General features: G+C 71.3%; 21 protein-coding genes. 10 read left to right on the forward strand and 11 right to left on the reverse strand.

Features of this window, described 5'->3' with window-relative positions; genetic code table 11:
• Nucleotides 1-2: 2 nt before the first annotated feature.
• The 5 genes from RMN56_RS28545 to RMN56_RS28565 form a co-directional block, all read right to left on the reverse strand.
• Complete coding sequence (locus RMN56_RS28545) at nt 3-731, reverse strand: ABC transporter ATP-binding protein (RefSeq protein ID WP_313720860.1); 729 nt, start codon at nt 729-731, stop codon at nt 3-5.
• Nucleotides 724-1,542, reverse strand: coding sequence for an ABC transporter ATP-binding protein (locus RMN56_RS28550; protein WP_313720862.1), 819 nt, complete (start codon nt 1,540-1,542; stop codon nt 724-726). Before RMN56_RS28550 ends, RMN56_RS28545 begins: the two co-directional genes overlap by 8 nt.
• Complete coding sequence (locus RMN56_RS28555; RefSeq protein WP_313720864.1) at nt 1,539-2,576, reverse strand: branched-chain amino acid ABC transporter permease; 1,038 nt, start codon at nt 2,574-2,576, stop codon at nt 1,539-1,541. The genes RMN56_RS28550 and RMN56_RS28555 overlap by 4 nt, the downstream gene beginning before the upstream one ends.
• Nucleotides 2,576-3,469 (reverse strand): branched-chain amino acid ABC transporter permease, encoded by an 894-nt coding sequence (locus RMN56_RS28560; protein WP_313720866.1) that lies wholly within the window; start codon nt 3,467-3,469, stop codon nt 2,576-2,578. Before RMN56_RS28560 ends, RMN56_RS28555 begins: the two co-directional genes overlap by 1 nt.
• Before the next feature lie 63 nt (nt 3,470-3,532).
• Nucleotides 3,533-4,708 carry a branched-chain amino acid ABC transporter substrate-binding protein gene (locus RMN56_RS28565; protein ID WP_313720868.1) on the reverse strand — a complete coding sequence of 392 codons (1,176 nt, stop codon included), beginning with the start codon at nt 4,706-4,708 and terminating at the stop codon, nt 3,533-3,535.
• A gap of 204 nt (nt 4,709-4,912) precedes the next feature.
• Between RMN56_RS28565 and RMN56_RS28570 the strand changes: the two genes are divergently transcribed.
• Genes RMN56_RS28570 through RMN56_RS28610 form a run of 9 tightly spaced genes read left to right on the forward strand, consistent with a single transcriptional unit; the run spans nt 4,913 to nt 13,724 of the window.
• A complete protein-coding gene (locus RMN56_RS28570) occupies nt 4,913-5,821 on the forward strand; it encodes a dihydrodipicolinate synthase family protein (protein ID WP_313720870.1) in 909 nt (302 codons plus the stop codon).
• A gap of 3 nt (nt 5,822-5,824) precedes the next feature.
• Nucleotides 5,825-6,829, forward strand: a complete 1,005-nt coding sequence (locus RMN56_RS28575; protein ID WP_313720872.1) for a proline racemase family protein — start codon at nt 5,825-5,827, stop codon at nt 6,827-6,829.
• Between the two features lie 46 nt (nt 6,830-6,875).
• Nucleotides 6,876-8,249, forward strand: a complete 1,374-nt coding sequence (locus tag RMN56_RS28580) for an aldehyde dehydrogenase family protein (RefSeq protein ID WP_313720874.1) — start codon at nt 6,876-6,878, stop codon at nt 8,247-8,249.
• Entirely contained in the window at nt 8,249-9,535 is a 1,287-nt protein-coding gene (locus RMN56_RS28585; RefSeq protein WP_313720876.1) for an aconitase X, read from the forward strand. Before RMN56_RS28580 ends, RMN56_RS28585 begins: the two co-directional genes overlap by 1 nt.
• Before the next feature lie 4 nt (nt 9,536-9,539).
• The gene (locus RMN56_RS28590) at nt 9,540-9,968 is read left to right on the forward strand and encodes an aconitase X swivel domain-containing protein (protein WP_313720878.1); all 429 of its coding nucleotides are present in this window, start codon (nt 9,540-9,542) and stop codon (nt 9,966-9,968) included.
• A complete protein-coding gene (locus tag RMN56_RS28595) occupies nt 9,965-10,900 on the forward strand; it encodes an ornithine cyclodeaminase family protein (protein WP_313720880.1) in 936 nt (311 codons plus the stop codon). Before RMN56_RS28590 ends, RMN56_RS28595 begins: the two co-directional genes overlap by 4 nt.
• Nucleotides 10,893-12,044 (forward strand): NAD(P)/FAD-dependent oxidoreductase, encoded by a 1,152-nt coding sequence (locus tag RMN56_RS28600; RefSeq protein ID WP_313720882.1) that lies wholly within the window; start codon nt 10,893-10,895, stop codon nt 12,042-12,044. The genes RMN56_RS28595 and RMN56_RS28600 overlap by 8 nt, the downstream gene beginning before the upstream one ends.
• Nucleotides 12,041-12,316 carry a (2Fe-2S)-binding protein gene (locus tag RMN56_RS28605; RefSeq protein WP_313720884.1) on the forward strand — a complete coding sequence of 92 codons (276 nt, stop codon included), beginning with the start codon at nt 12,041-12,043 and terminating at the stop codon, nt 12,314-12,316. Before RMN56_RS28600 ends, RMN56_RS28605 begins: the two co-directional genes overlap by 4 nt.
• Entirely contained in the window at nt 12,300-13,724 is a 1,425-nt protein-coding gene (locus tag RMN56_RS28610) for an FAD-dependent oxidoreductase (protein WP_313720886.1), read from the forward strand. The genes RMN56_RS28605 and RMN56_RS28610 overlap by 17 nt, the downstream gene beginning before the upstream one ends.
• 155 nt (nt 13,725-13,879) lie before the next feature.
• Here RMN56_RS28610 and RMN56_RS28615 read toward each other — a convergent pair whose 3' ends face one another.
• Nucleotides 13,880-14,596, reverse strand: coding sequence for a YoaK family protein (locus RMN56_RS28615; RefSeq protein WP_313720888.1), 717 nt, complete (start codon nt 14,594-14,596; stop codon nt 13,880-13,882).
• 70 nt (nt 14,597-14,666) lie between these two features.
• Here RMN56_RS28615 and RMN56_RS28620 point away from each other — a divergent pair, with 70 nt between their 5' ends.
• Nucleotides 14,667-15,347, forward strand: coding sequence for a GntR family transcriptional regulator (locus RMN56_RS28620; protein WP_313720890.1), 681 nt, complete (start codon nt 14,667-14,669; stop codon nt 15,345-15,347).
• Between the two features lie 4 nt (nt 15,348-15,351).
• Here the strand turns inward: RMN56_RS28620 and RMN56_RS28625 are convergent, their stop codons facing one another.
• The 5 genes from RMN56_RS28625 to RMN56_RS28645 are packed head-to-tail and all read right to left on the reverse strand — an operon-like array spanning nt 15,352 to nt 21,026.
• A complete protein-coding gene (locus RMN56_RS28625; protein WP_313720892.1) occupies nt 15,352-17,139 on the reverse strand; it encodes a gamma-glutamyltransferase family protein in 1,788 nt (595 codons plus the stop codon).
• On the reverse strand, nt 17,136-18,140 hold the full coding sequence (locus tag RMN56_RS28630) for an ABC transporter ATP-binding protein (RefSeq protein ID WP_313720894.1): 1,005 nt from the start codon (nt 18,138-18,140) through the stop codon (nt 17,136-17,138). Before RMN56_RS28630 ends, RMN56_RS28625 begins: the two co-directional genes overlap by 4 nt.
• The gene (locus tag RMN56_RS28635; protein WP_313720896.1) at nt 18,137-19,189 is read right to left on the reverse strand and encodes an ABC transporter ATP-binding protein; all 1,053 of its coding nucleotides are present in this window, start codon (nt 19,187-19,189) and stop codon (nt 18,137-18,139) included. Before RMN56_RS28635 ends, RMN56_RS28630 begins: the two co-directional genes overlap by 4 nt.
• Nucleotides 19,186-20,073, reverse strand: a complete 888-nt coding sequence (locus RMN56_RS28640) for an ABC transporter permease (protein WP_313720898.1) — start codon at nt 20,071-20,073, stop codon at nt 19,186-19,188. The genes RMN56_RS28635 and RMN56_RS28640 overlap by 4 nt, the downstream gene beginning before the upstream one ends.
• Entirely contained in the window at nt 20,070-21,026 is a 957-nt protein-coding gene (locus RMN56_RS28645; protein ID WP_313720900.1) for an ABC transporter permease, read from the reverse strand. Before RMN56_RS28645 ends, RMN56_RS28640 begins: the two co-directional genes overlap by 4 nt.
• Nucleotide 21,027 lies beyond the last annotated feature (1 nt).

Here is a 21,027-nt window from a genome sequence, read left to right on the forward strand (position 1 = left end):
CCTCAGGCCCCCAGGTACGCCTCGACCACGCGGGAGTCGCGCGCGAGTTCGCGGGCCGCTCCCTGCAGGGTGATCACACCGTTCTCCACCACGTACGCGCGGTGCGCGATCTTGAGCGCGGCCCGGGCGTTCTGCTCGACGAGCAGCACCGAGGTGCCGTCGGCGTTGATCTGGCGGATCAGCTTCATGATCTGGGCCACCACGAGTGGCGCGAGCCCCATCGAGGGCTCGTCCAGCATCAGCAGCTTGGGCCCGGAGACCAGCGCGCGACCGACGGCGAGCATCTGCTGCTCGCCGCCGGACAGGTTCCCGCCCTGCTGGTTGCGCCGCTCGGCGAGCCGCGGCAGCAGGGAGTAGACCTCGTCGATCCGGCGGCTGACCACGGCCTTGTCGTTGACCAGGTAGCCGCCGAGTTGCAGGTTCTCGTGGACGGTCAGCCGGGAGAAGATGCGGCGTCCCTCCGGCACGTGCACCACCCCGGCGCCGACGATCTCCCACGGCTTGGCCTTGGTGATGTCCCTGCCGAACGCGCGCACGGTGCCGCCGGTGGACCGCACCACCCCGGAAACGGTGGCGAGCGTGCTGGTCTTGCCCGCGCCGTTGTTGCCGAGCAGCGTGATGATCTCGCCCTCACCGACGGTCAGGGTCAGCCCCCGGAGGGCGTGGACGCGGCCGTAGTGGACGTCGAGACCGTCGATTTCGAGGGCACAGCGGCCGGCGGCGTCACTCATGGCTCATCATCTCCTCGCTGGTGTCCTCCTCGTCGTCGTCCTTGCCGAGGTACGCCTCGATCACGGCCGGGTCGCGGCGTACCTCCTCGGGAGTGCCGTCGGCGATCTCCCGGCCGAAGTTCAGCACGACGACCCGGCGCGACACCTGCATGACGAGGTCCATGTCGTGCTCGATGAGCACGATGGCGATGCCGAGCGCACTGATGCGCTGCAGCAGATCGAGTAGCTCGCCCTTCTCGCCGTAGTTGAGGCCTGCGGCGGGCTCGTCCAGCAGAAGCACCTTGGGCCCGCGGGCGAGGGCGCGGGCGATCTCGACGCGCCGCTGCTCGCCGTACGGAAGGTTCCGCGCCAGGCCACCGCGGTCGCCGCGCAGGCCCACGAAGTCGAGCCACCGATTGGCCTCGTCGGTCGCCTCCCGTTCCGAGCGCCGGAACCGCGGCGTGTGCAGGAGCGCGTCGAGGGCGTTCTGCCGCAGCCGCAGGTGCATCCCGGCGCGGACGTTGTCGAGCACCGTCAGCTCACCGAACAGGCGCAGGTTCTGGAAGGTGCGCGACGCCCCCCGGGCCGCGATCGCGGATGGCCGCAGGCCGGTGATGTCCGCACCGTGCAGCGTGATCGAGCCGCCGGTGGGCTTGTAGAAGCCCGTGATGCAGTTGAACGCGCTGGTCTTGCCGGCACCGTTGGGACCGACGAGCGAGAGGACGTCGCCTTCGTAGACCTGGAAGGTCAGCCCGTCGACGGCCTTCACCCCGCCGAAGTCCAGGTGCAGGTCCTGCACCCGCAGGAGCGGTACGGACTCTCGCGTGCTCACGGCACTACCTCCTTGGCCTCGCGCACGTCATGCTCCTCGGCCTTGCGCTGGTCGCGCCGGGACTGCCGTTCCACGGCCCGCGCCGGCCACAGCCCCTGCCGACGGAAGATCATCACGATGATGAGCAGGATCCCGAACACGAAGTACCGGTAGTCCGCGACCTCCCGGAGAAGCTCGGGCAGCACGCTGATGAAGATGGCGCCGAGCACGACGCCGGGCGTCGAGCCCATGCCACCGAGCACGACGGCCATCAGGATGAGGGCCGACCACAGGAAGGTGAAGCTCGGTGGGGAGATGGCGGACAGCTGGGCGCCGAAGAGGATGCCGGCGAGGCCACCCCAGATGGCACCGCCGATGTAGGCGGCGAGCTTCACCCGGTACGTGTTGATGCCCATGGCCTCGGCGGCGTCCTCGTCCTCGCGGATGAACCGCCAGGCGCGGCCGAGCCGGCTGCGGCCGAGCCGCGCCGCGCCGAGGACGGCCAGGGCGACGACCACCACACAGGTGTAGTAGAGGCCGACGGGGCCGCTCAGGTCGACCCCGAGCAGCATGATGCCGGGGATCCCGTAGATGCCGGACGGCCCACCGGTGATGGTGAGGTTGTTCGCCGTGATGCGGATGATCTCCCCGAAGCCGAGGGTCACGATCGCCAGGTAGTCGCTGCGCAGCCGCAGGGTGGGTCCACCGATCACGATGCCCGCGACCACCGCCGCGACGATGACGACGGGCACCGTGGCCAGCAGCGGCCAGCCGTACCTGGTGGCGAGGACGCCGCTGACGTAGGCGCCGATGGCGAAGAACGCGGCGTACCCGAGGTCGAGCAGGCCGCAGTAGCCGACGACGATGTTGAGGCCGACCGCGAGCATCACGAACAGCAGCGCGGAGGTCATCACCGACAGGGCGTAGTTGGTGGCGGTGATGAACGGCACCAGCAACGCGACGGCCAGTCCGACCAGGCCGAGGTAGCGGTTCTGCTGGATGCGGTCGAAGAGTGCACGGGCGCGGGCAGGTGACGTGGCGAGGTTGGTGGTCATCAGACACGCTCCGTAACGCGCTCGCCGAGGATGCCGGTCGGGCGGAGCGTGAGGAAGATGATGAGGAAGGTGAAGGCGAAGACATCGCGCCACTGCCCGCCGATCCAGGCGGTGCCGATCGACTCGAGCAGGCCGAGCGCCAGGCCGCCGAGCATCGCGCCCTTGATGTTGCCGATGCCGCCGATGACGGCCGCGGTGAACGCCTTGAGCCCGATGATGAACCCCATCAGGAAGTCGATCTTCCCGTAGTAGCCGCCGGCCATCACGCCGGCGGCGCCGGCGAGGGCGGAGCCGATGAAGAAGGTGCGGGCGATGACGGCGTCGACGTTGATGCCCATGTACAGGGCCGCCGTCGGGTCCTGGGAGATGGCGCGCATGGCCCGCCCGGTCTCGGTCCCCATGACGAGCCACTGGAGGCCGGCCATCAGCAGGATCGCGATCAGGATGAGACTGGCCTGCTGGATGGTGATGCGGGCGCCGAGCAGATTGACCGAGTCGCCCGCCAGCCGGACCGGGTAGACCTCGGGGTTGGGCCCGGCCAGCAGGCGCATCCCGTACTCGAGCGCGAACGAGGCGCCCACCGCGGTGATCAGTACGGAGAGCCGGGGCGCGCCGCGCAGGGGACGGTAGGCGACCCGCTCGAGCAGCAGGCCGGCCGTTCCGGTCACCAGCATCGCGATGATCAGGACGATGAGCAGCGCCACGAAGCCGAGGCCGGTCGCCAGGCCGCCGGCGACGCTCAGGACGCCGAAACCGACGAACGCACCGAGCATGTACAGGTCGCCGTGGGCGAAGTTGAGGAGCCTGATGATGCCGTACACCATCGTGTAGCCCAGGGCGACCAGGGCGTAGAACGATCCGACGAAGAGACCGTTCCAGAGAAGTTGGGTCATGGGAGCCCTCCGGGGAACGCCCGGCGGCGCGCTCCTGGGAGGGCGCCGCCGGGAGCAGGCGATCTACTGCAGGGTGTCCTTGAGGACGATCTTGCCCTTCTCCACCGTGAGGATCTGGAAGCCACCGCTGGAGAGCGTGTGGTCGGGCGTGAACTTCAGCGGCCCGGAGAACAGCTGAAGACCGTCGATCCCCTCGAGTGCCTTGATGACGGCGTCGCCGTCGGTCGAGCCGGCCTGCTTGACCGCCTCGGCGGCCACCCGCACCGCGTCGTAGGCCTGGGTGGAGTACGGACCGGGGGCGGCGCCGAACTTGCTCTTGTAGTCCGCGATCCACTTGTCGGCGCCCTGGATCGTCTCCGGGGTCTGCGTCATGGTGGCGAAGACGCCTTCGGCGGCCTCGGAGCCGGCGATGTCCACCAGCTTCTGGTCGACCGACCCGTCGGCGACCATGACCTTGCCGGTGTAGCCCGCCTGCCGCAGCTGACGGATGATGAGGCCGCCCTCCTGGTAGTAGCCGGTCCAGTAGATGAAGTCCGGCTGGCCCTTCAGGATGGCGTTGACGTTGGCGCTGTAGTCGCTCTCACCCGCGGTGACCGACTCCCGTCCGGCGAGCGCCGGCGAGCCGGTCAGCAGCTTGGCGGTGGTGTCGGCGATGTCCTTGGAGTAGCTGGTGTTGTCGTCCATGAGGGCGACCTTGGTGGCGCCCACCTTCTTCATGAACTTGAACGCCGCATCGGACTGCTGCGCGCCGGTGCCGTTGATCAGGAAGACGTTCTTCTTGTGCTGCTTGACCAGCTCGTTGGAGTTGGCGGCCGGGATGAGCATGGGCACGTCGGCCTTCTCGAAGATCGGCAACGTCGGGAGCGTCGCACCCGAGCAGTAGCCGCCGACCGAGATCTTCACACCCGCGGTGACCAGCTTGTTGGCGCCCGCCGTGGCGCTCTTGGCGTCGCACGCCTCGTCCTCGACCTTGAGCTCGAGCTTGCGCCCGTCGACGCCGCCCTTGCCGTTGATCTCGTCGACGGCGAGTTGCGCCCCGTTCTTCATGTACGGGCCGATGGCCGAGCTGCTGCCGGACAGCGGCGTCAGCATGCCGAGGACGATCGGCCCCTTGTCCGACGACTGCTCGCCCCCTCCCGAGGCGAGCCCGTTGCCACAGGCGGAGAGCATCATGGCCGCAACCGCCGCGCCGCCCACGAGGGCGACTCGCGACAGCCGGCGGGTCAGGTATGCCGTCATTGCCAAACCCACTTCCCTCAAGGGCCGACGCGCGGACGGCCCAAGTAGCGACTGGTAGCACTACTGTGTGACGTAGCACTGAACTATGGCACAGGACACATCGTCGCTCTAGAGGTGCTCGTTGGGGTGTTACTGACGCGTGACTTGAGCACGGCGGGCTGTCGTGTAATATTTTACTGACCGTCACGAAAGGGGCTTTCCGAGATGACTGCTTCCCCCGCTGCCCGTACCCGCCCCTGGCGCGGCGTGCTCGTCGCGACCGCCCTGCCCTACCGCGACGACCTGTCCGTGGACTTCGACGCCTACGCCGACCACGTCCGATGGCTGGCCGAGAACGGCGTCCACGGCGTGACCCCGAACGGATCCCTGGGCGAGTACCAGGTGCTGACCGATGAGGAGCGTGCGAAGGTCGTCGAGGTGGCGGTCCAGGCCGCACCCGAGGGCTTCATCGTCATGCCCGGCGTGGGCGCCTACGGCGCCCTGGAGTCGCGGCGCTGGGCCGAGCAGGCAGCCGAGGCCGGTGCGCAGGCCGTCATGGCGCTCCCCCCGAACGCGTACCGCACGGACGAGCGGGCCGTCCTGGAGCACTACCGCGAGATCGCCAAGGCCGGCCTTCCGGTGACCGCGTACAACAACCCGATCGACACCAAGACCGACCTGACGCCCCGGATCCTCGCCACGCTGTACAACGAGGGCCTCATCGTGGGCGTCAAGGAGTTCAGCGGGGACGTGCGCCGGGCGTACGAGATCTCGGAGCTCGCGCCCGGGCTGGACCTGATGATCGGCACCGACGACGTCGTGCTCGAGGTCGGCATCGCGGGTGCCAAGGGGTGGGTCGCCGGCTACACGAACGCCTTCCCCCGCTCGACCGTGGCGCTGTACGAGGCCTCCGTGGCCGGGGACCTGGAGACCGCGCTGCCGCTGTACCGGCTGCTGCACCCCCTGCTGCGCTGGGACTCGAAGACCGAGTTCGTGCAGGCGATCAAGCTCTCCATGGACATCGTGGGCCGTAAAGGCGGCGTCTGCCGACCGCCGCGGCAGCCGCTGACCGCCGAGCAGGAGCAGGCGGTCCGCGCCGCGACCGAGGCGGCCCTCGAAGCCGGACTGGCCTGAGACATGCGCGCCCGCCGACTACTGCACGCCGTCGACTCGCACACCGAGGGCATGCCGACCAGGGTCATCACGGGCGGCGTGGCACCGCTGCCCGGCGCCACCATGATGGAGCGCCGCCGCTGGTTCCTCGACAACAGCGATGACCTGCGCACCTTGCTGATGTACGAGCCGCGCGGGCACTCCGCCATGTCCGGAGCGATCCTGCAGCCGCCGACGCGGCCCGACGCCGACTGGGGCGTGCTCTACATCGAGGTGTCCGGGTGCCTGCCGATGTGCGGGCACGGCACCATCGGGGTCGCCACCGTGCTGGTGGAGACCGGCATGGTGGAGGTGACCGAGCCGGTCACGACGATCCGCCTGGACACGCCCGCCGGCCTCGTGGTCGCGGAGGTCGCCGTCTCCGACGGCGCGGCCAAGGCGGTCACGATCCGCAACGTGCCGTCCTACTCCCAGCAGTTGGACGCGACGGTCGAGGTGCCTGGCTTCGGGACGGTCCGCTACGACCTCGCGTACGGCGGCAACTTCTACGCGATGGTCCACCTCGACGACCTCGGCCTGCCGTTCGACCGGGGACACAAGCAGGCGCTGCTGGACGCGGGGCTGGCGATCATGGAAGCGATCAACGAACAGGACCGCCCGATCCACGTCGACGACCCCGACATCAGCGGATGTCACCACGTACAGCTCATCGCTCCCGGCTCGGATGCCCGGCATTCGCGCCACGCGATGGCCATCCACCCGGGCTGGTTCGACCGGAGCCCGTGCGGTACCGGCACGAGCGCCCGCATGGCGCAGCTGCACGCGCGTGGCGAGCTGGCGTTGGGCGTCGACTTCGTCAACGAGTCCTTCATCGGGACGCGCTTCATCGGCCGGCTCGTCGAGGAGACCCGGCTCGCCGGCGACGTCACCGCCGTCGTACCGACCATCACCGGGCGCGCCTGGCTGACCGGCACGGCACAGTATTTCCTCGATCCGGACGACCCGTTCCCCGCGGGTTTCCTGCTCTGACCTGACAACACCCCCCGGCCGCACGTTCCAACGCTGAGGAGCCTTCGTGATCAAGAGCTACTCGCCCCACGCACCCGAAGACCTCGTTGCCGAGGCACCCGCGACCGGTGCCGACGAGGTGGCGAAGGCGTTCGCCCGCGCCCGTGCGGCCCAGGCCCAGTGGGGGCGCGGCCCCGCGGCCGCCCGGGCCCAGGCACTGTCCGACGCTGCCGACGCCTTGGCGGCGGCATCCGACGAGCTGACCCGGCTGGTGGTCCGCGAGGTCGGCAAACCCCTCGGCGAAGCGCGCGGTGAGGTTGCTCGCGCGGTGGCGATCCTCCGCTACTACGCCCAGCAGGTGTACGACCCGGTGGGCGCGATGCACGAGCCGTCGAGTCTCGGTCTGCTCTTCACCCGGCGCCGACCGCTCGGCGTCGCCGGGCTCGTCACCCCGTGGAACTTCCCCGTCGCCATCCCGCTGTGGAAGGCCGCACCGGCGTTGGCGTTCGGCAACGCCGTGGTGCTCAAGCCGTCGCCGGACGCGACGGCGACGGCGCTGCGGCTGGCCGGCCTGCTCGACGAGGTGCTGCCCGAGGGGCTGCTCACGGTCCTTCCCGGTGACGGCGACACCGGCCGGGCGATCGTGGCCGAGGCCGACGTGGTGTCGTTCACCGGATCCACGGCCGTCGGCGGCGACGTGGTGCGCTCGGCCGCGGCACGCGGGGTGCGGGTACAGGCGGAGATGGGCGGTCAGAACCCGGCGATCGTCCTGCCCGACGCCGACGTGGAGTCCACCGCCAGGCAGATCGCCGCGGCCGCGATGGGGTTCGCCGGTCAGAAGTGCACGGCGACCAAGCGGGTGATCGTCGTCGGGGACGTCACGCCGATGCGTGACGCGCTCGTCGCGGCGATCGAGGCACTGGGCTTCGGCGACCCGGCGCAGGCGACGACCGCGGTGGGGCCGGTCATCAGCGAAGCCGCCCGGGACCGCGTGCTGGCCGCCGCCGGCAGCGCGACCGCGGCCGGGGCCCGGCTCCTGACCGGCGGCGCGGCGACCGGCGACCCCGGCTGGTTCGTCCGGCCGACCCTGCTCGAGGACGTCCCCGCCGACCACCCGCTCTCGTGCGACGAGGTGTTCGGGCCGATCGCCACGCTGCGCGCGGTGCCCACGCTCGAGGAGGCGGTGGCGGTGGCCAACAATGTTCCGCAGGGCCTGGCCGCCGGCGTGTACACGCGCGACCTCACCGCCGCGCTCGCGACGGCGGACGCGTTGGAGGCCGGTTTGGTGAAGGTCAACGCACCGACCACCGGGGTCGACTTCTACCTGCCGTTCGGCGGCGAGAAGGCGTCCAGCGTGGGCGGCCGCGAGCAGGGCAAGGCCGCGCAGGACTTCTTCACCTCGCTGCACACCGTGACGCTGGCCCCCGCCGAAGGAGCCTGATGCCCGGCGACGACGGCCTGGTCCTCACAGCCGAGGAACAGTCGATGCTGGCCGGGGAGCAGGGCCCGGCCACCGCGATGTGCATGCGGCTCATCGTCGGGGTCGCACGCGCGAACGGGGCCGGACGACTGGTGCCGATCGAGTCGGCGCACGCCGACGGCTGCCTTTACCACGGCGTGGCGGGGCTGGAGTTCACCGAGCGGCTGGTCTCCCTCGGCGCCCGGGTGCGGGTGCGCACGACGCTCAACGTCGGCTCGCTCGATCTGCTGCATCCCGGGCTGGTACGCGCCGACCCCGAGGTGGCCGAGAACGGCCGGCGCCTGATGGACGCGCACGTGGCCCTCGGCTGCGAGGCGATCTGGTCGTGCGCGCCGTACCAGTCCGGCCACCGCCCGAAACAAGGCAGCCACGTGGCGTGGGCCGAGTCGAACGCCATCGCCTTCGTCAACTCGGTGCTCGGGGCGCGCACGGACCGGTACGGCGACTTCATCGACATCGCCGCCGGCGTCGCCGGCCGGGTCCCCTACTCGGGCCTGCACCTGCAGCGGAATCGCGCCGCCGCGCTGGTGCTCGACTTCTCCGCGGTCCCCGCTGCGCTGCTCGACGACGACGTCGCCTGGCCCGCGATCGGGGCGCTGCTCGGGGAACTCGCCGGAACCCGGGTCGCGGCTCTCACCGGCCTGCCGGCCGACCTGAACGACGGCGGGGTCACCGAGGACCGGCTCAAGGCGCTCGGCGCCACCGCAGCGTCTGCCGGCGGCGTCGCGCTGTTCCACGTCGTGGGGGTGACCCCGGAGGCGCCGACGCTGGACGCGGTGCTCGGGCCCGGGGCCACCACCGTGCCGGTGACGGCACACGACCTCAGGCGGGCGCGCGAGCGGCTGAGCACCGCCGCTACGACGTCACTCGACGCCGTCAGCCTCGGCACCCCGCACTTCTCGCTGTCCGAGTTCGCGGCGCTGGCGCACGAGTTGCGGGCCGGCCCGTCGTTCAGCCCGTCGGTCGACGTGTTCGTGTCGACCAGCCGGGCCGTGCTGGCCGAGGCGGAGGCACGCGGGTACGCCGACGCCGTGCGCGACGCGGGCGGCCGCATCCTGACCGACACCTGCACGTACGTGACGCCCGTGCTGCGCGACGGGATCCGCACCGTGATGACGAACTCGGGCAAGTGGGCCTGGTACGCGCCGGCCAACCTCGGGATCGACACCGTACTGGGAAGCCTGGCCGAGTGCGTCGCCTCGGCGAGAGCCGGGAGGGTGGTACGCGATGAGCGGCTGTGGGGATGAGCCGGTGACGCTGTCCGGCCGCTCCCTTCATCCGGGGCAGGCGGACGGCGTCGTCCTCGCGCTCGACGAACCGCTCTCGTTCTGGGGCGGGGTCGACGCTCGCGGGGTGATCGTCGACGCCCACCATCCGCAACGCGGCGCCACGGTCGCCGGGCAGGTCCTCGCGATGCAGGCCGGGCGCGGGTCCAGCTCCTCCACGGCGGTGCTCGCGGAGCTGATCCGGTCGGGGCACGCGCCGGCGGCCCTCCTCTTGGCCGAGTGCGACGCGATCCTGGTGATCGGGGCCCTCGTCGCCGCCGAGATCTACGACACGAGCTTGCCCATCGTGCAGCTCACCCACGACGATTTGGCACGACTGCACACCGGCAGCCAGGCCGCCGTCCTCGCCCACACCGCACCCCGCCCGGCGACCGTGATTGCGAAGATCCGATGACCGCGACACTGCCGTACCTCGACGAGGCCGACGTCTTCGGCCTGGTGCCGTTCGTCGACGCCGTCGCCGCGCTGGCGAAGGCCCTGTCCGGCGGGCTCGACCCGCAGGCGTCCCTGCAGCGCTCCATCCACGACGTGGAGCACGGGCAGCTGCTGCTGATGCCCGCCGAGACCGCCGCCGCCGTGGGCGTGAAGCTGAGCACCGTGGCTCCGGGCAACTCCGACCGGGCGCTCCCCCGCATCCAGGCGCTGTACGTGCTCTACGACCGGGTCACGCTGACGCCGGTGGCGCTGCTGGACGGCACGGCCCTGACGACGTTGCGGACCCCCGCTGTCTCGGCGGTCGCGGTGGACCACCTCGCCGCGCCCGAGGCGCGACACCTGGTCGTGCTCGGCTCCGGCCCACAGGCGTGGGGGCATGTGGAGGCGCTGCGAGCCGTTCGCCCGCTCAGCGACGTCACGGTGGTCGGCCGGGACCCCGACCGCGCGGCGGCCCTGGTGGCCAGGGTCCGGGACAGCGGTCTGGACGCGCGCGTGGGCAGCCACGACGACATCGCGGATGCGGACGTGGTGGTCTGCGCGACCACGGCCCGCCAGCCGCTTTTCGACGGCAGCCAGCTGCGCCCGGGGACCTGTGCCGTCGCGGTCGGCTCCCACGAGCCGGAAGCCCGCGAACTCGACGACGTGACGATCGGCGCCGCCGAACGGGTGGTCGTCGAGTCCCGCGACGTCGCCCTGCGCGAGGCGGGTGACATCATCCAGGCCGTACGCGCCGGCGTCGTCGGCGAGGACAACCTCATCGAGCTTCGCGATGCGGTTCACCTGACACCCACCACCGGTTCATCGGTCTTCAAGAGCGTCGGCATGGGCTGGCAGGACCTCGTGGTGGCCGATCTGGCCCATCAGCGCTGGGCGGAGCGAGGCCATGCCTGACGTGGTCGTCGTCGGCGCGGGCATCGTGGGGGCCGCCTGCGCCTACTACGCCGCCCGCGAGGGGCTGTCGGTGACGGTCCTCGAGCGGGGAACGGTGGCCGGCGGCACGACCAGCCGCGGCGAGGGCAACATCCTCGTCTCCGACAAGGAACCCGGCCCCGAACTGAACCTGGCCCTGGCGTCCCGTACGCGCTGGCGGGAACTGGCCGCCGAGTTCGGCCCCGACCCGTTCGAACTCGAAGAGAAGGGTGGCCTGGTCGTGGCCACCTCGGGTCCGGGTGCCGCAGCCCTGACCCGGTTCGCCGAGGGGCAACGGGCCACCGGCGTGGAGACGGTCGCGGTGAGCGCGGACCAGCTCCACGACCACGAGCCGAACCTCGCCCCGGACCTGCCCGCAGGCGTCCTCTACCCCCAGGACATGCAGGTGCAGCCGGTGGTGGCGGCGGTGTCACTGCTCGCGGCGGCCCGGTCCCTCGGCGCCACCGTGGTTCGCGGCGAGGAGGTCGTGGCGGCCGAACGGGGCCGGGACGGACGCGTCACGGCGGTGCGGACGCGCACCGGCAGCTATCCCACCAGCGCGGTCGTCAACGCCGCCGGGACCTGGGGTGCTCAGGTCGGCGAGCGGCTCGGCGCCCCGATTCCGATCCTCCCCCGCCGTGGGTTCATCCTGGTGACCGAGCCGCTGCCCCGGGTGGTCCGGCACAAGGTGTACTCCGCCGACTACGTCGAGAACGTCGCGTCCGACGTCGCCGGGCTTGAGACGTCCACCGTCGTCGAAGGCACGCAGGGCGGAACGGTCCTCATCGGCGCGAGCCGGGAGCGGGTGGGGTTCGACGACACCATCTCCGTGGAGGTGCTGCGGCGGCTGGCCGCGCTGGCGGTACGTCTCTTCCCCTTCCTCGCCGACGTGAAGCTGATGCGTACCTATCACGGGTTTCGCCCCTACTGCCCGGACCACCTGCCGGTCATCGGTCCAGACCCCCGGGTCCCCGGGGTTTTCCACGCCTGCGGGCACGAGGGCGCCGGCATAGGTCTCGCCCCGGCGACCGGCAGGCTGATCAGCCAGATGCTGACCAACGGTCAGCCGGACATCGACCCCTCGGCGTTCGCGCCATCGAGGTTCGCGCAGGTGACCGCAGGATGAGCCAGCCACACTTCTCCTTCGACGGCAGCCAGATCCCCTTCCGGCCCGGGCAGAGCGTCGGAGCCGCGTTGACCGCGGCCGGGGTGCGGTCGTGGCGCAGCACCCGACGCGCCGGCCGGCCGCGGGGGCTGTTCTGCGGTATCGGCGTCTGCTTCGACTGTCTCCTCGTCGTCGACGGGCGCCCGAACGAACGCGCCTGCCTCCGGCTCGCCGAGCAGGGCATGGAGGTCAGCACGCAGGAAGGAACCGGTCACGGTGACCTCGAAGTCTGAGCGGACGTTCGACGTACTCGTGGTCGGCGCCGGACCGGCCGGGCTGGCCGCCGCGACCAGCGCCACCCGCGCCGGCGCGCGCACGGCCATCGTGGACGCCGGCGTGGGGCCCGGCGGCCAGTACTGGCGCCACCCGGCACCCAGCGAGCACGGCGTGTCCGCCGCCGAGGTGGCCCACCTCCATCACGACCTGGCGACATATCGCCGTCTCGTGGCCGGGCTCCCGGCCGCTGCCCGGTTCTTCCAGCACCATGTGTGGACGATCACCCGCGACGGGGACGGCTTCGTCGTGCACGTGGTCGACCGGACCGGTGGAGGCGAACAGGCCGCCGAGCTCCGCGGTCGTCGGCTCATCCTCGCCCCGGGAGCGTACGACCGTCAGATCCCGTTCCCCGGGTGGGATCTTCCGGGCGTGATGACGGCGGGAGGCGTGCAGGCCCTGCTCAAGGGTCACGGCGTGGTTGCCGGACAGCGGGTGCTGGTGGCCGGGACCGGCCCCTTCCTGCTTCCGGTCGCGGCCGGCCTGGCCGAGTCGGGCGCGAGCGTCGTGGGCGTCCACGAGGCCGCCTCCCCGTTGGCGTGGCTGGGTGAGCTCGGCGCCGTGATCCGCAATGTGAGCAAGCTCGGTGAGGGCGCCGGCTATGCCCGGGTGCTGGCGCGGCACCGCATTCCGGTCCGTACCGGGTCCGTCGTGGTCTCCGCCCACGGTGCCGAAGCCGTGGAACGGGTCACCACCATGCGCGTGGACCACACGGGCCGGGTGGTACCCGGAAGTGAGCGCACGATCGCGGTGGACGTGCTGGCCGTGGGGTGGGGTTTCACCCCGCAACTGGAGCTGCCGCTGGCGCTCGGCTGCGAGACGCGCGTGGATGTCGACGGGTCGCTGGTGTGCGAGGTCGACGACGAGCAGCGCTCGTCGGTCGAGGGTGTCTTCGTCGCCGGCGAGGCCTGCGGCGTGGGCGGCGCCGCCCTCGCGACGGTGGAAGGCGAGATCGCCGGCACCGTCGCGGCAGGCGACTCGCCGGTCGCACCTCGGCTGCGCCGCTCGCGGGCGGCGCTCCGCCGCTTCGCGCAGGCGATGCACCGGTCCCATCCGGTGCCCCCTGGATGGGTGGACCGGTTGTCCGACGACACGACCGTCTGCCGCTGCGAGGAGGTTCCTTTCGGGGCACTGCGCTCCATGCAGCAGGACCTCGTCGGGCACGACGGCCGGTCGGCGAAGATGCTCACCCGAGCTGGCATGGGTTACTGCCAGGCACGCACCTGCGGCTACGCCGTCGGCTGCATCCTCGGTCAAGAGGTCTCCGGCACCTCCGGCTTCGCCCAACGCCCCGTCTCGTCTCCACTCACCCTCGGCGCGCTGGCAACGTCCTGCCCGACGGAGAACGATTCACCGCCAGCTGAGTGAGAAGGATGAGGCACCACACGATGACCTGCGGATAGTGAAGACGGCGGAATCATCGACAGGACCATGATGATCAGGCACCCGCTCCTGCCTCGACTGTGCGTACTACGGGCCGGGGCGCTGCCCGCCACCGGCGCCCCCTGCCGGAAGCGCCGATGCTATTCCGCCATGCGTGCCGACGCGGCGATGACGAGCACGAGTGGCGCGATCAACAGCACGGGCGACCATGCGGGCAGGTGCCTGGCCATCAGCGCACCGACGACGGCACCGCTGATCAGGGCCAGCAGGACGTGGGCCTTGGGCCGCAGGCTGTGCCATGGGCTTCGGGCAGCGACCCCCGCGATCAGGCTCGTGAGCGTGCCGGTCAGGTACGTGGAGGACAGGCCCGGTACGCCGAAGCGCTGAATGGCACTGCTCTGGACACCCAGCGCCGCTGCCGACAGCATCAGGAGCCCAAGATCGACGTGCTCCGAACGACGGGGCAGGGTGACCACCCAGACGACGAGAAAGACGACGAACACCAGGAGTTCCAGGACGAGCGTGTGGGTGACCCGGCGGGGCCAGACCGGGTCGTCCGGCTGCGCCGAGCCGGCGAGGCGGGCGCCGGCGAGGACGCCGGTGATGAAACTGAGAATGGCGCAGCCGGAGGTCAGGGCAAGGTCGCCAGCGCCGCTGCCGGCCGAGAGCCCGAGCAGGACCATGTTGCCCGTCATGACGCTCGAAAAGGCTCCGCCGAGGGCCAGGAAGCCGATGGCGTCGGCGCTACCGGTCAGGAAGGTGAGCACGACAACGAGGGCCTGCCGGCGCCGCGCGAGGTTCCGGTTTCCCGTCACCGCGGCGCGCAAGCGCATGACGGATGGCACTGTTTTCAGCACGGTCGGCTATCCTCCCCAAATTGTTCTTCGTATACGCTCTGCCTGGACGATTCACGGAGAGGCGGTCAGGTTGGCTGATGACCTGCGAGGCAAGCTCGGCGCTCAACACCTGCCGCTACGCGACCAGGTCCTCGCCGCACTGCGGACCGCCATCATCAACGGCGACTACCTTCCCGGCGAGCGGCTGACCGAGGATCGGCTGGCCGAGGACTTCGCCGTTTCCCGCAACCCGGTCCGGGAGGCACTGCGCGTCGCGGAGGCGGAGGGTTTCGTCGTGATCCTGCCCCGCCGCGGGGCGGTGGTCGCCTCCCCGAGCAGTGCGACCATCGGGGACATGTTCGCCGTCCGCCAGCGCCTGGAGTCGCTGGCCGCCCGGCTGGCGGCCGAGCGGGCGACGGCGGCGGACGTGGCCGCCCTGCGGGGCCTGCTGGAGCAGGGCCGCGAGGCGACGCAGCAGCGGGACCTCGCCCGGGTCGCCGAGCTGAACAGCGCCCTGCACCTGCGGATCCTCGAGATCAGCGGCAACCCGTGGCTGTTGTCGATCGCCAAGGCGCTCTACCTCCATGTGCAGTGGGTCTTCCGGCTGGGCGCCGCGGAACGGGCACCACACTCGTGGGCCGAGCACATCCAACTGGTCGACGCCATCGAGTCGGGTGACGGTGACCGGGCCGAGCGGGCCGCACTGGCCCATCTCGATGCCGCTTCCGCTGCCGCATACGAGAACGCCGAGGCCGGATACGGAGCCCGCTGAGGCGTCAGCGGCCGCAGGCGTAGCCCTGCATGCCACGCGGGTTCGCTCCGGCCGCCAGCACGCCGGTGTCCGGATCGCGGGTCACCGCACAGAGGCGACCCAGGCTCCACGCGCCGGACAGGCGCACCTCGTGCCCCTGCGCGCGCAACGCCGCCAGGACATCCTCGTCCAGCCGGTCCTCCACCACGAGAACACCGGGCTCGTTGTCGCGCGGGTAGAACGAGGCCGGCAGGCTGATGGTGTGCCACATCGGCGCGTCGATGGCTCCCTGCAGGGACCGACCTCCGACGAGATGGCGCAACAGGAACAGCAGCTGCCACTGGTCCTGCTGGTCGCCACCAGGAGTGCCGAACGCCAGGATGGGTTTCCCGTCGCGGTGCACCATGGTCGGGCTCAGCGTGGTGCGCGGCCGGCGTCCCGGTGCCAGCGACGAGGCGAGACCTTCCTCCAGCCAGAACATCTGGAGCCGGCTGCCCAGGGGAAAGCCGAGGTCCGGAATGGTGGGAGAGCTCTGCAGCCAGCCGCCGCTCGGCGTGGCGGAGATCATGTTGCCCCAGCGGTCGACCACGTCGACGTGGCAGGTGTCGCCCCGGGTCACCCCGTCCGACTGCACCGTCGGCTCGCCCGTCGTGGGGTCCGCGAGGTCGACCCGGCGTCCGGCACCGCGTCGCACGTGAGCCGGGAGGCGTGGCTCGGCGCCTTCGGGGCGGCCCGGTCGCAGCTCCGCTGACGCGCGGTCCCCGATGAGGCCGACCCGCTCCCGCGCGTACTCGCGGGAGAGCAGCGCCTTTGCGGGCGCGGGACCGTCTCCGTACCAGGCCTCACGGTCGGCGAAGGCGAGTTTGAGGGCCTCGGCCTGGGCGTGGATGCCGGCCGCGGTCGACGGGTCGTACGCCCCGGGCTCGTCGAGCGCGTCGAGGACCGCCAGGGTCTGCAACAGCACCGGCCCCTGGCCCCAGAAACCGGTCTTCGCCACCGTGTAGCCGCGCCAGTCGAGGGTGGTCGGTTCCTCCCAGGTGGCCCGGTAGGCGGCCATGTCCGCGCCGGTGACGAGACCGGCGTGCGCGCGTCCGCTGGAGTCCTGGAAGGGTTCCCGGCTGAACCGGTCGACCGCCTCGGCAACGAAGCCTTCGCCCCAGGCGCGACGTGCGGCCTCGATCTGCGCCTCCCGGATCGAGCCCGCTGCCCGGCCGGCGTCGACCAGTCGTTGCAGGGTCTGCGCGTACGCCCGGTTGGTGAACAGCTCCCCCGCCGCCGGTGGCCTGCCGTCGCGGAGCCAGAGCTGGGCGGAGGTGGGCCAGTGCTCCTCGAACAGCGACCGCACGGCGGCCACGGTGTCGCCGACCCGGCCGATCAGCGGGTGACCCGCGCCGGCGTAGCCGACCGCCGGCTCCAGCACCTCCTCGAGGGAGAGCGTGCCGTGATCGCGCAGCAGCAGGAGCCAGGCGTCCACGGCGCCGGGGACGGCCGCGGCGAGCGGGCCGGACCCGGGGATGAGGTCCATCCCGAGGGAGCGGAAGTGCGCGATGGTGGCGCCGGCCGGCGCCGGCCCCTGCCCGCAGAGCACCCTCGGGGTCGGGTCGTGCGCGGTGGCGACGATTGCCGGCACCTCACCGCCGGGCCCGTTCAGGTGTGGTTCGACGACGTGCAGCACGAATCCGGCGCAGACCGCGGCGTCGAAGGCGTTTCCACCGCGCTCAAGGATCCCCATGGCGGACTGGCTCGCGAGCCAGTGCGTCGAGGACACCATCCCGAAGGTTCCCTGCAGGGTCGGCCTGGTGGTGAACGTCATGACAACACCTCACTCGAGTCGGCGGCGGCCCGGACGTCGGGCCGGGTGCCGTCGGGCTGGACCAGGTGGCAGGCGGCCATGCCGCCGCCGAACGCCACCTGTGCGGGTACCTCCGTGGCGCACCGGTCGAACGCGAGCGGGCACCGGGTGCGAAAGCGGCAGCCGGACGGCGGATCCAGCGCGGACGGCAGGTCGTCGCCGAGCAGCACCGGTTGACGCTGCCGTTGACGGACCGGGTCGGCCACCGGCGCGGCCGCCAGCAGCGCCTGGGTGTAGGGGTGGGCCGGGCGCGCGAAGATCCGCTCGCGCGGGCCCTGCTCCACGAGTTGACCGAGGTACATGACGGCGATGTCGTCGGCCAGGTACTCGACCGCGGACAGGTCGTGGGTGATGAAGAGGCAGGCGAACCCGATGTCGCGTTGCAGGTCGGCGAGGAGGTTGAGCACCGACGCCTGCACCGACACGTCGAGGGCGCTGGTGGGTTCGTCGGCGATGAGCAGCTTGGGCTCGGAGATCAGCGCCCGGGCGATGCTGACCCGCTGACGTTGGCCCCCGGAGAGCTCGTGCGGGTACCGGCGCGCAACTTCCGCCCGCAGGCCCACCCTGCCGAGTTCCTCGGCGACGCGGGCCTCCCGGTCGCGTCGGGTGATCCGCTTACCGGACAGCCGCAACGGCTCGGCCACGATCTCGCCGACCAGCATGCGCGGGTCCAGCGAGCCGGCGGGGTCCTGGAAGACGATCGACACGTCATTGCGGTGCTGGCGTAGCTGTCGCCGGGTCAGCTGGGTGACATCGGTCCCGGCGATCCGAACCGCGCCCGCGGTGGGCTTCTCGAGCCGCACCACGCACCGGCCCACGGTCGACTTTCCCGAGCCGCTCTCCCCCACCAGCGCCGTGACCCGGCCCTTGGGAATGGTGAGGGTGATCCCGTCCACGGCCCGTACCGGCCCGAAGTGCATGACCAGGTCCTCAAGTTCGAGGGCATTCGGTTGTGGCGTCATGCGGTTGTCTCCTGGGGCTGCGTCCGCGGCGCCGGGCAGGGATGCCAACAGGCCGCGAGGTGGTCCGTCACCGCGGTTCCGACCGCTTCGAGAGGCGGCGCGGCCTCCCGGCACCGCGAGTCGGCGGCGGGGCAGCGATCCGCGAAGGTGCAGGCGTCGGGCTGGGTGGACAGGACGGGCACGAGACCGGGAATCTCCTGCAGCCGCTCGGTACCGGCGTGCTTGCCCGGCGTCGGCGAAGCCGCCAGGAGTCCGGCCGTGTACCGGTGGTAGGGATGCGCGAACAGGTCGGTGACCGGTGCCCGCTCCACCACCCGCCCGGCGTACATGACGACGACGCGGTCGGCGATGTCGGCGATCACGCCGAGGTCGTGGGTGATGACGAGGATGGTGGTGCCGAGCCGGTCCCGCAGGTCCCGGAGCACCTGCAGGATGCCGGCCTGGACCGTGACGTCCAGGGCGGTGGTGGGTTCGTCGGCCACCAGCACCTTCGGACCGCAGGCCACCGCCATGGCGATCATCACGCGCTGGCGCATGCCGCCGGAGAGCTGGTGCGGGTAGTTGTCGACGCGCTTCGCGGCGGACGGGATTCCGACGAGCGAGAGCAGCTCGACGGCGCGGGCCCGGGCGGCCCGCTTGGACATCCGCTCGTGTACCTGCAGGACCTCCCCGATCTGCCGCCCGACGGTGAGCACCGGGTTCAGCGAGGTCATCGGCTCCTGGAAGATGTAGGCGATCTCCTTGCCGCGCACGCGGCGCAGCACCGATTCCCGAACGCCGACCAGCTCGGTGCCCTCCAGCCGGACGGAGCCGGAGATCCGGGCGCTGTCGGGCAGCAGGCCGGCGATGCTCATCGCCGTGACGCTCTTGCCGCAGCCCGACTCGCCCACCATCCCGACGATCTCCCCGGACGCGAGCTCCAAATTCACCCGGTCCACCGCCGAAACGGTCCCGCCCTCGGTGGTGAACGAGACCGACAGATCGCGTATCTCCAGGACGGGCGTCCCGACCGCGGCGGAGGATGCGGCCGCCCGTTCGACCGTGGTCATCGCCGGTCTCCCTTCGGATCGAGGGCGTCACGAAGGGCGTCGCCGAAGACGTTGAACGCCAGCGCCAGGCCCATGATGACGACGCCGGGCAGGACCGCTGCCCAGGGCGCGCGGGCGGCGAACTGCTGGGCGGTCGCCAGCATGGTGCCCAGGCTGGGGGCCGGGGGCTGGATGCCCAGGCCCAGGAACGACAGCACCGCCTCGCCCAGGATCGCGGCCGGGATCGCGACGGTGGCCTGCACCAGGATCACCGACGTCGCGTTCGGCAGGACGTGCCGGGCGAGCACCCACAGGTCACTCGCCCCGTCCACCACGGCGGCGGCGACAAAGTCCAGCGACTTGAGCCGCAGGGTGTCCGAGCGCACGACCCGGATCACGCCCGGGATCTGCGCGATCCCGATGGCCACGGCCGCGTTGGTGAGGCTGGCGCCCCGGATGGCGGCGAGTCCCACTGCCATGATCAGGAACGGGAACGCGAGCAGCAGGTCGGTGAAGCGCGAGATCACCGCGTCCCAAGACCGGAAATAGCCGGCGGCCAGTCCGAGCGGCACTCCGATGATCAAGGAGGTGGCCACCGCCAGGAGTGCCACCTGCAGGGAGGCTCGCGCCCCCAGCATGATGCGGGACAGGACGTCCCGGCCCAGGTCGTCGGTCCCCAGGAGGTGACCGGGGGTGCCCGGCGGCGAGAAGGTGTGGGCGAAATCGGTCTGCTGGACCTCGTGGGGAGCGATCCAGGGCGCGAGCAGGGCGACGACGGCCGCGAGCGCGAGCACGACGAAGCTCACGACGGCGAGTGGGTTGCGGCGCAGTCGTCGGAGGACCCGGGTGCGCCGGCTGATGCCGGCGGGGCCGGCGTCCGCCATCGGTACGGTGAGGACGGTCATGCCGGCTCCCCCGTCACCCGGATGCGTGGGTCGATGACCGAGTAGAGCAGGTCCACCAGGAAATTGATCACGATGTACGCCGTGGCGGTGAGCAGGACCACCGCCTGGATCACCGGATAGTCCCGCTGGAACACCGCGTCGATGGTCATCTTGCCGAAGCCCGGCAGCCCGAAGATCTGCTCGGTGACGACCGCTCCGGAGATCAGGCCGCCGAGCTGCAGGCCCACGATCGTCACCACCACGATGAGGCTGTTCCGGAGGGCATGCCGGGTGATGACGGCCCGTGGCCGCAGACCCTTCGCCTTCGCCGTACGGACGTGGTCCGAGGAGAGCGCCTCCAGCATCGCCGAACGGGTCTGCCGCATGATGATGGCGGCGAGGCCGGTGCCGAGAATGACGGCCGGCAGGACGATGTGGTGCAGGTTGCCCACCGGGTCCTGCAGCAGTGGCACGAACCCGGAGGCCGGAAAGAGCCCCGCCGCCACGGAGAGGTAGAGGATCGCCAGCAGTCCGAGCCAGAAGTGCGGCACCGACAATCCCACCAGGGCCAGTCCGTTGGCCAGCCACTCGGCGGGACGCCCGCGGCGGACAGCCGCGAGCACCCCGGCCCCGACACCCAGCGCGGCGGCGAGGAGGATCGCCAGGAGGGACAGCTCGACCGTGACGGGCAGGGCGGTCGTGAGCATCGACGAGACCGGTATCCCGGTTCGGATCGACACCCCGAAGTCGCCCTGCGCGACGCGCCCCACGTACTGCGCGAACTGGATGGGAAGCGGCTGGTCGAGCCCGTAGTGGTGCCGGATGGCCTCCAGTGCCTCCGGGGACCGGTCCTCGCCCGCGAGGGCGAGGGCCGGGTCCCCGGGCAGTGCCCGCACTCCGAAGAACACCACGACCGTCGACATCAGCAGCGTCAACGCTGAATGCCAGGCGCGTGTGAGTAGATACCGAGCCACG

The organism is Micromonospora halotolerans, assembly GCF_032108445.1.
Classification (GTDB): domain Bacteria; phylum Actinomycetota; class Actinomycetes; order Mycobacteriales; family Micromonosporaceae; genus Micromonospora; species Micromonospora halotolerans.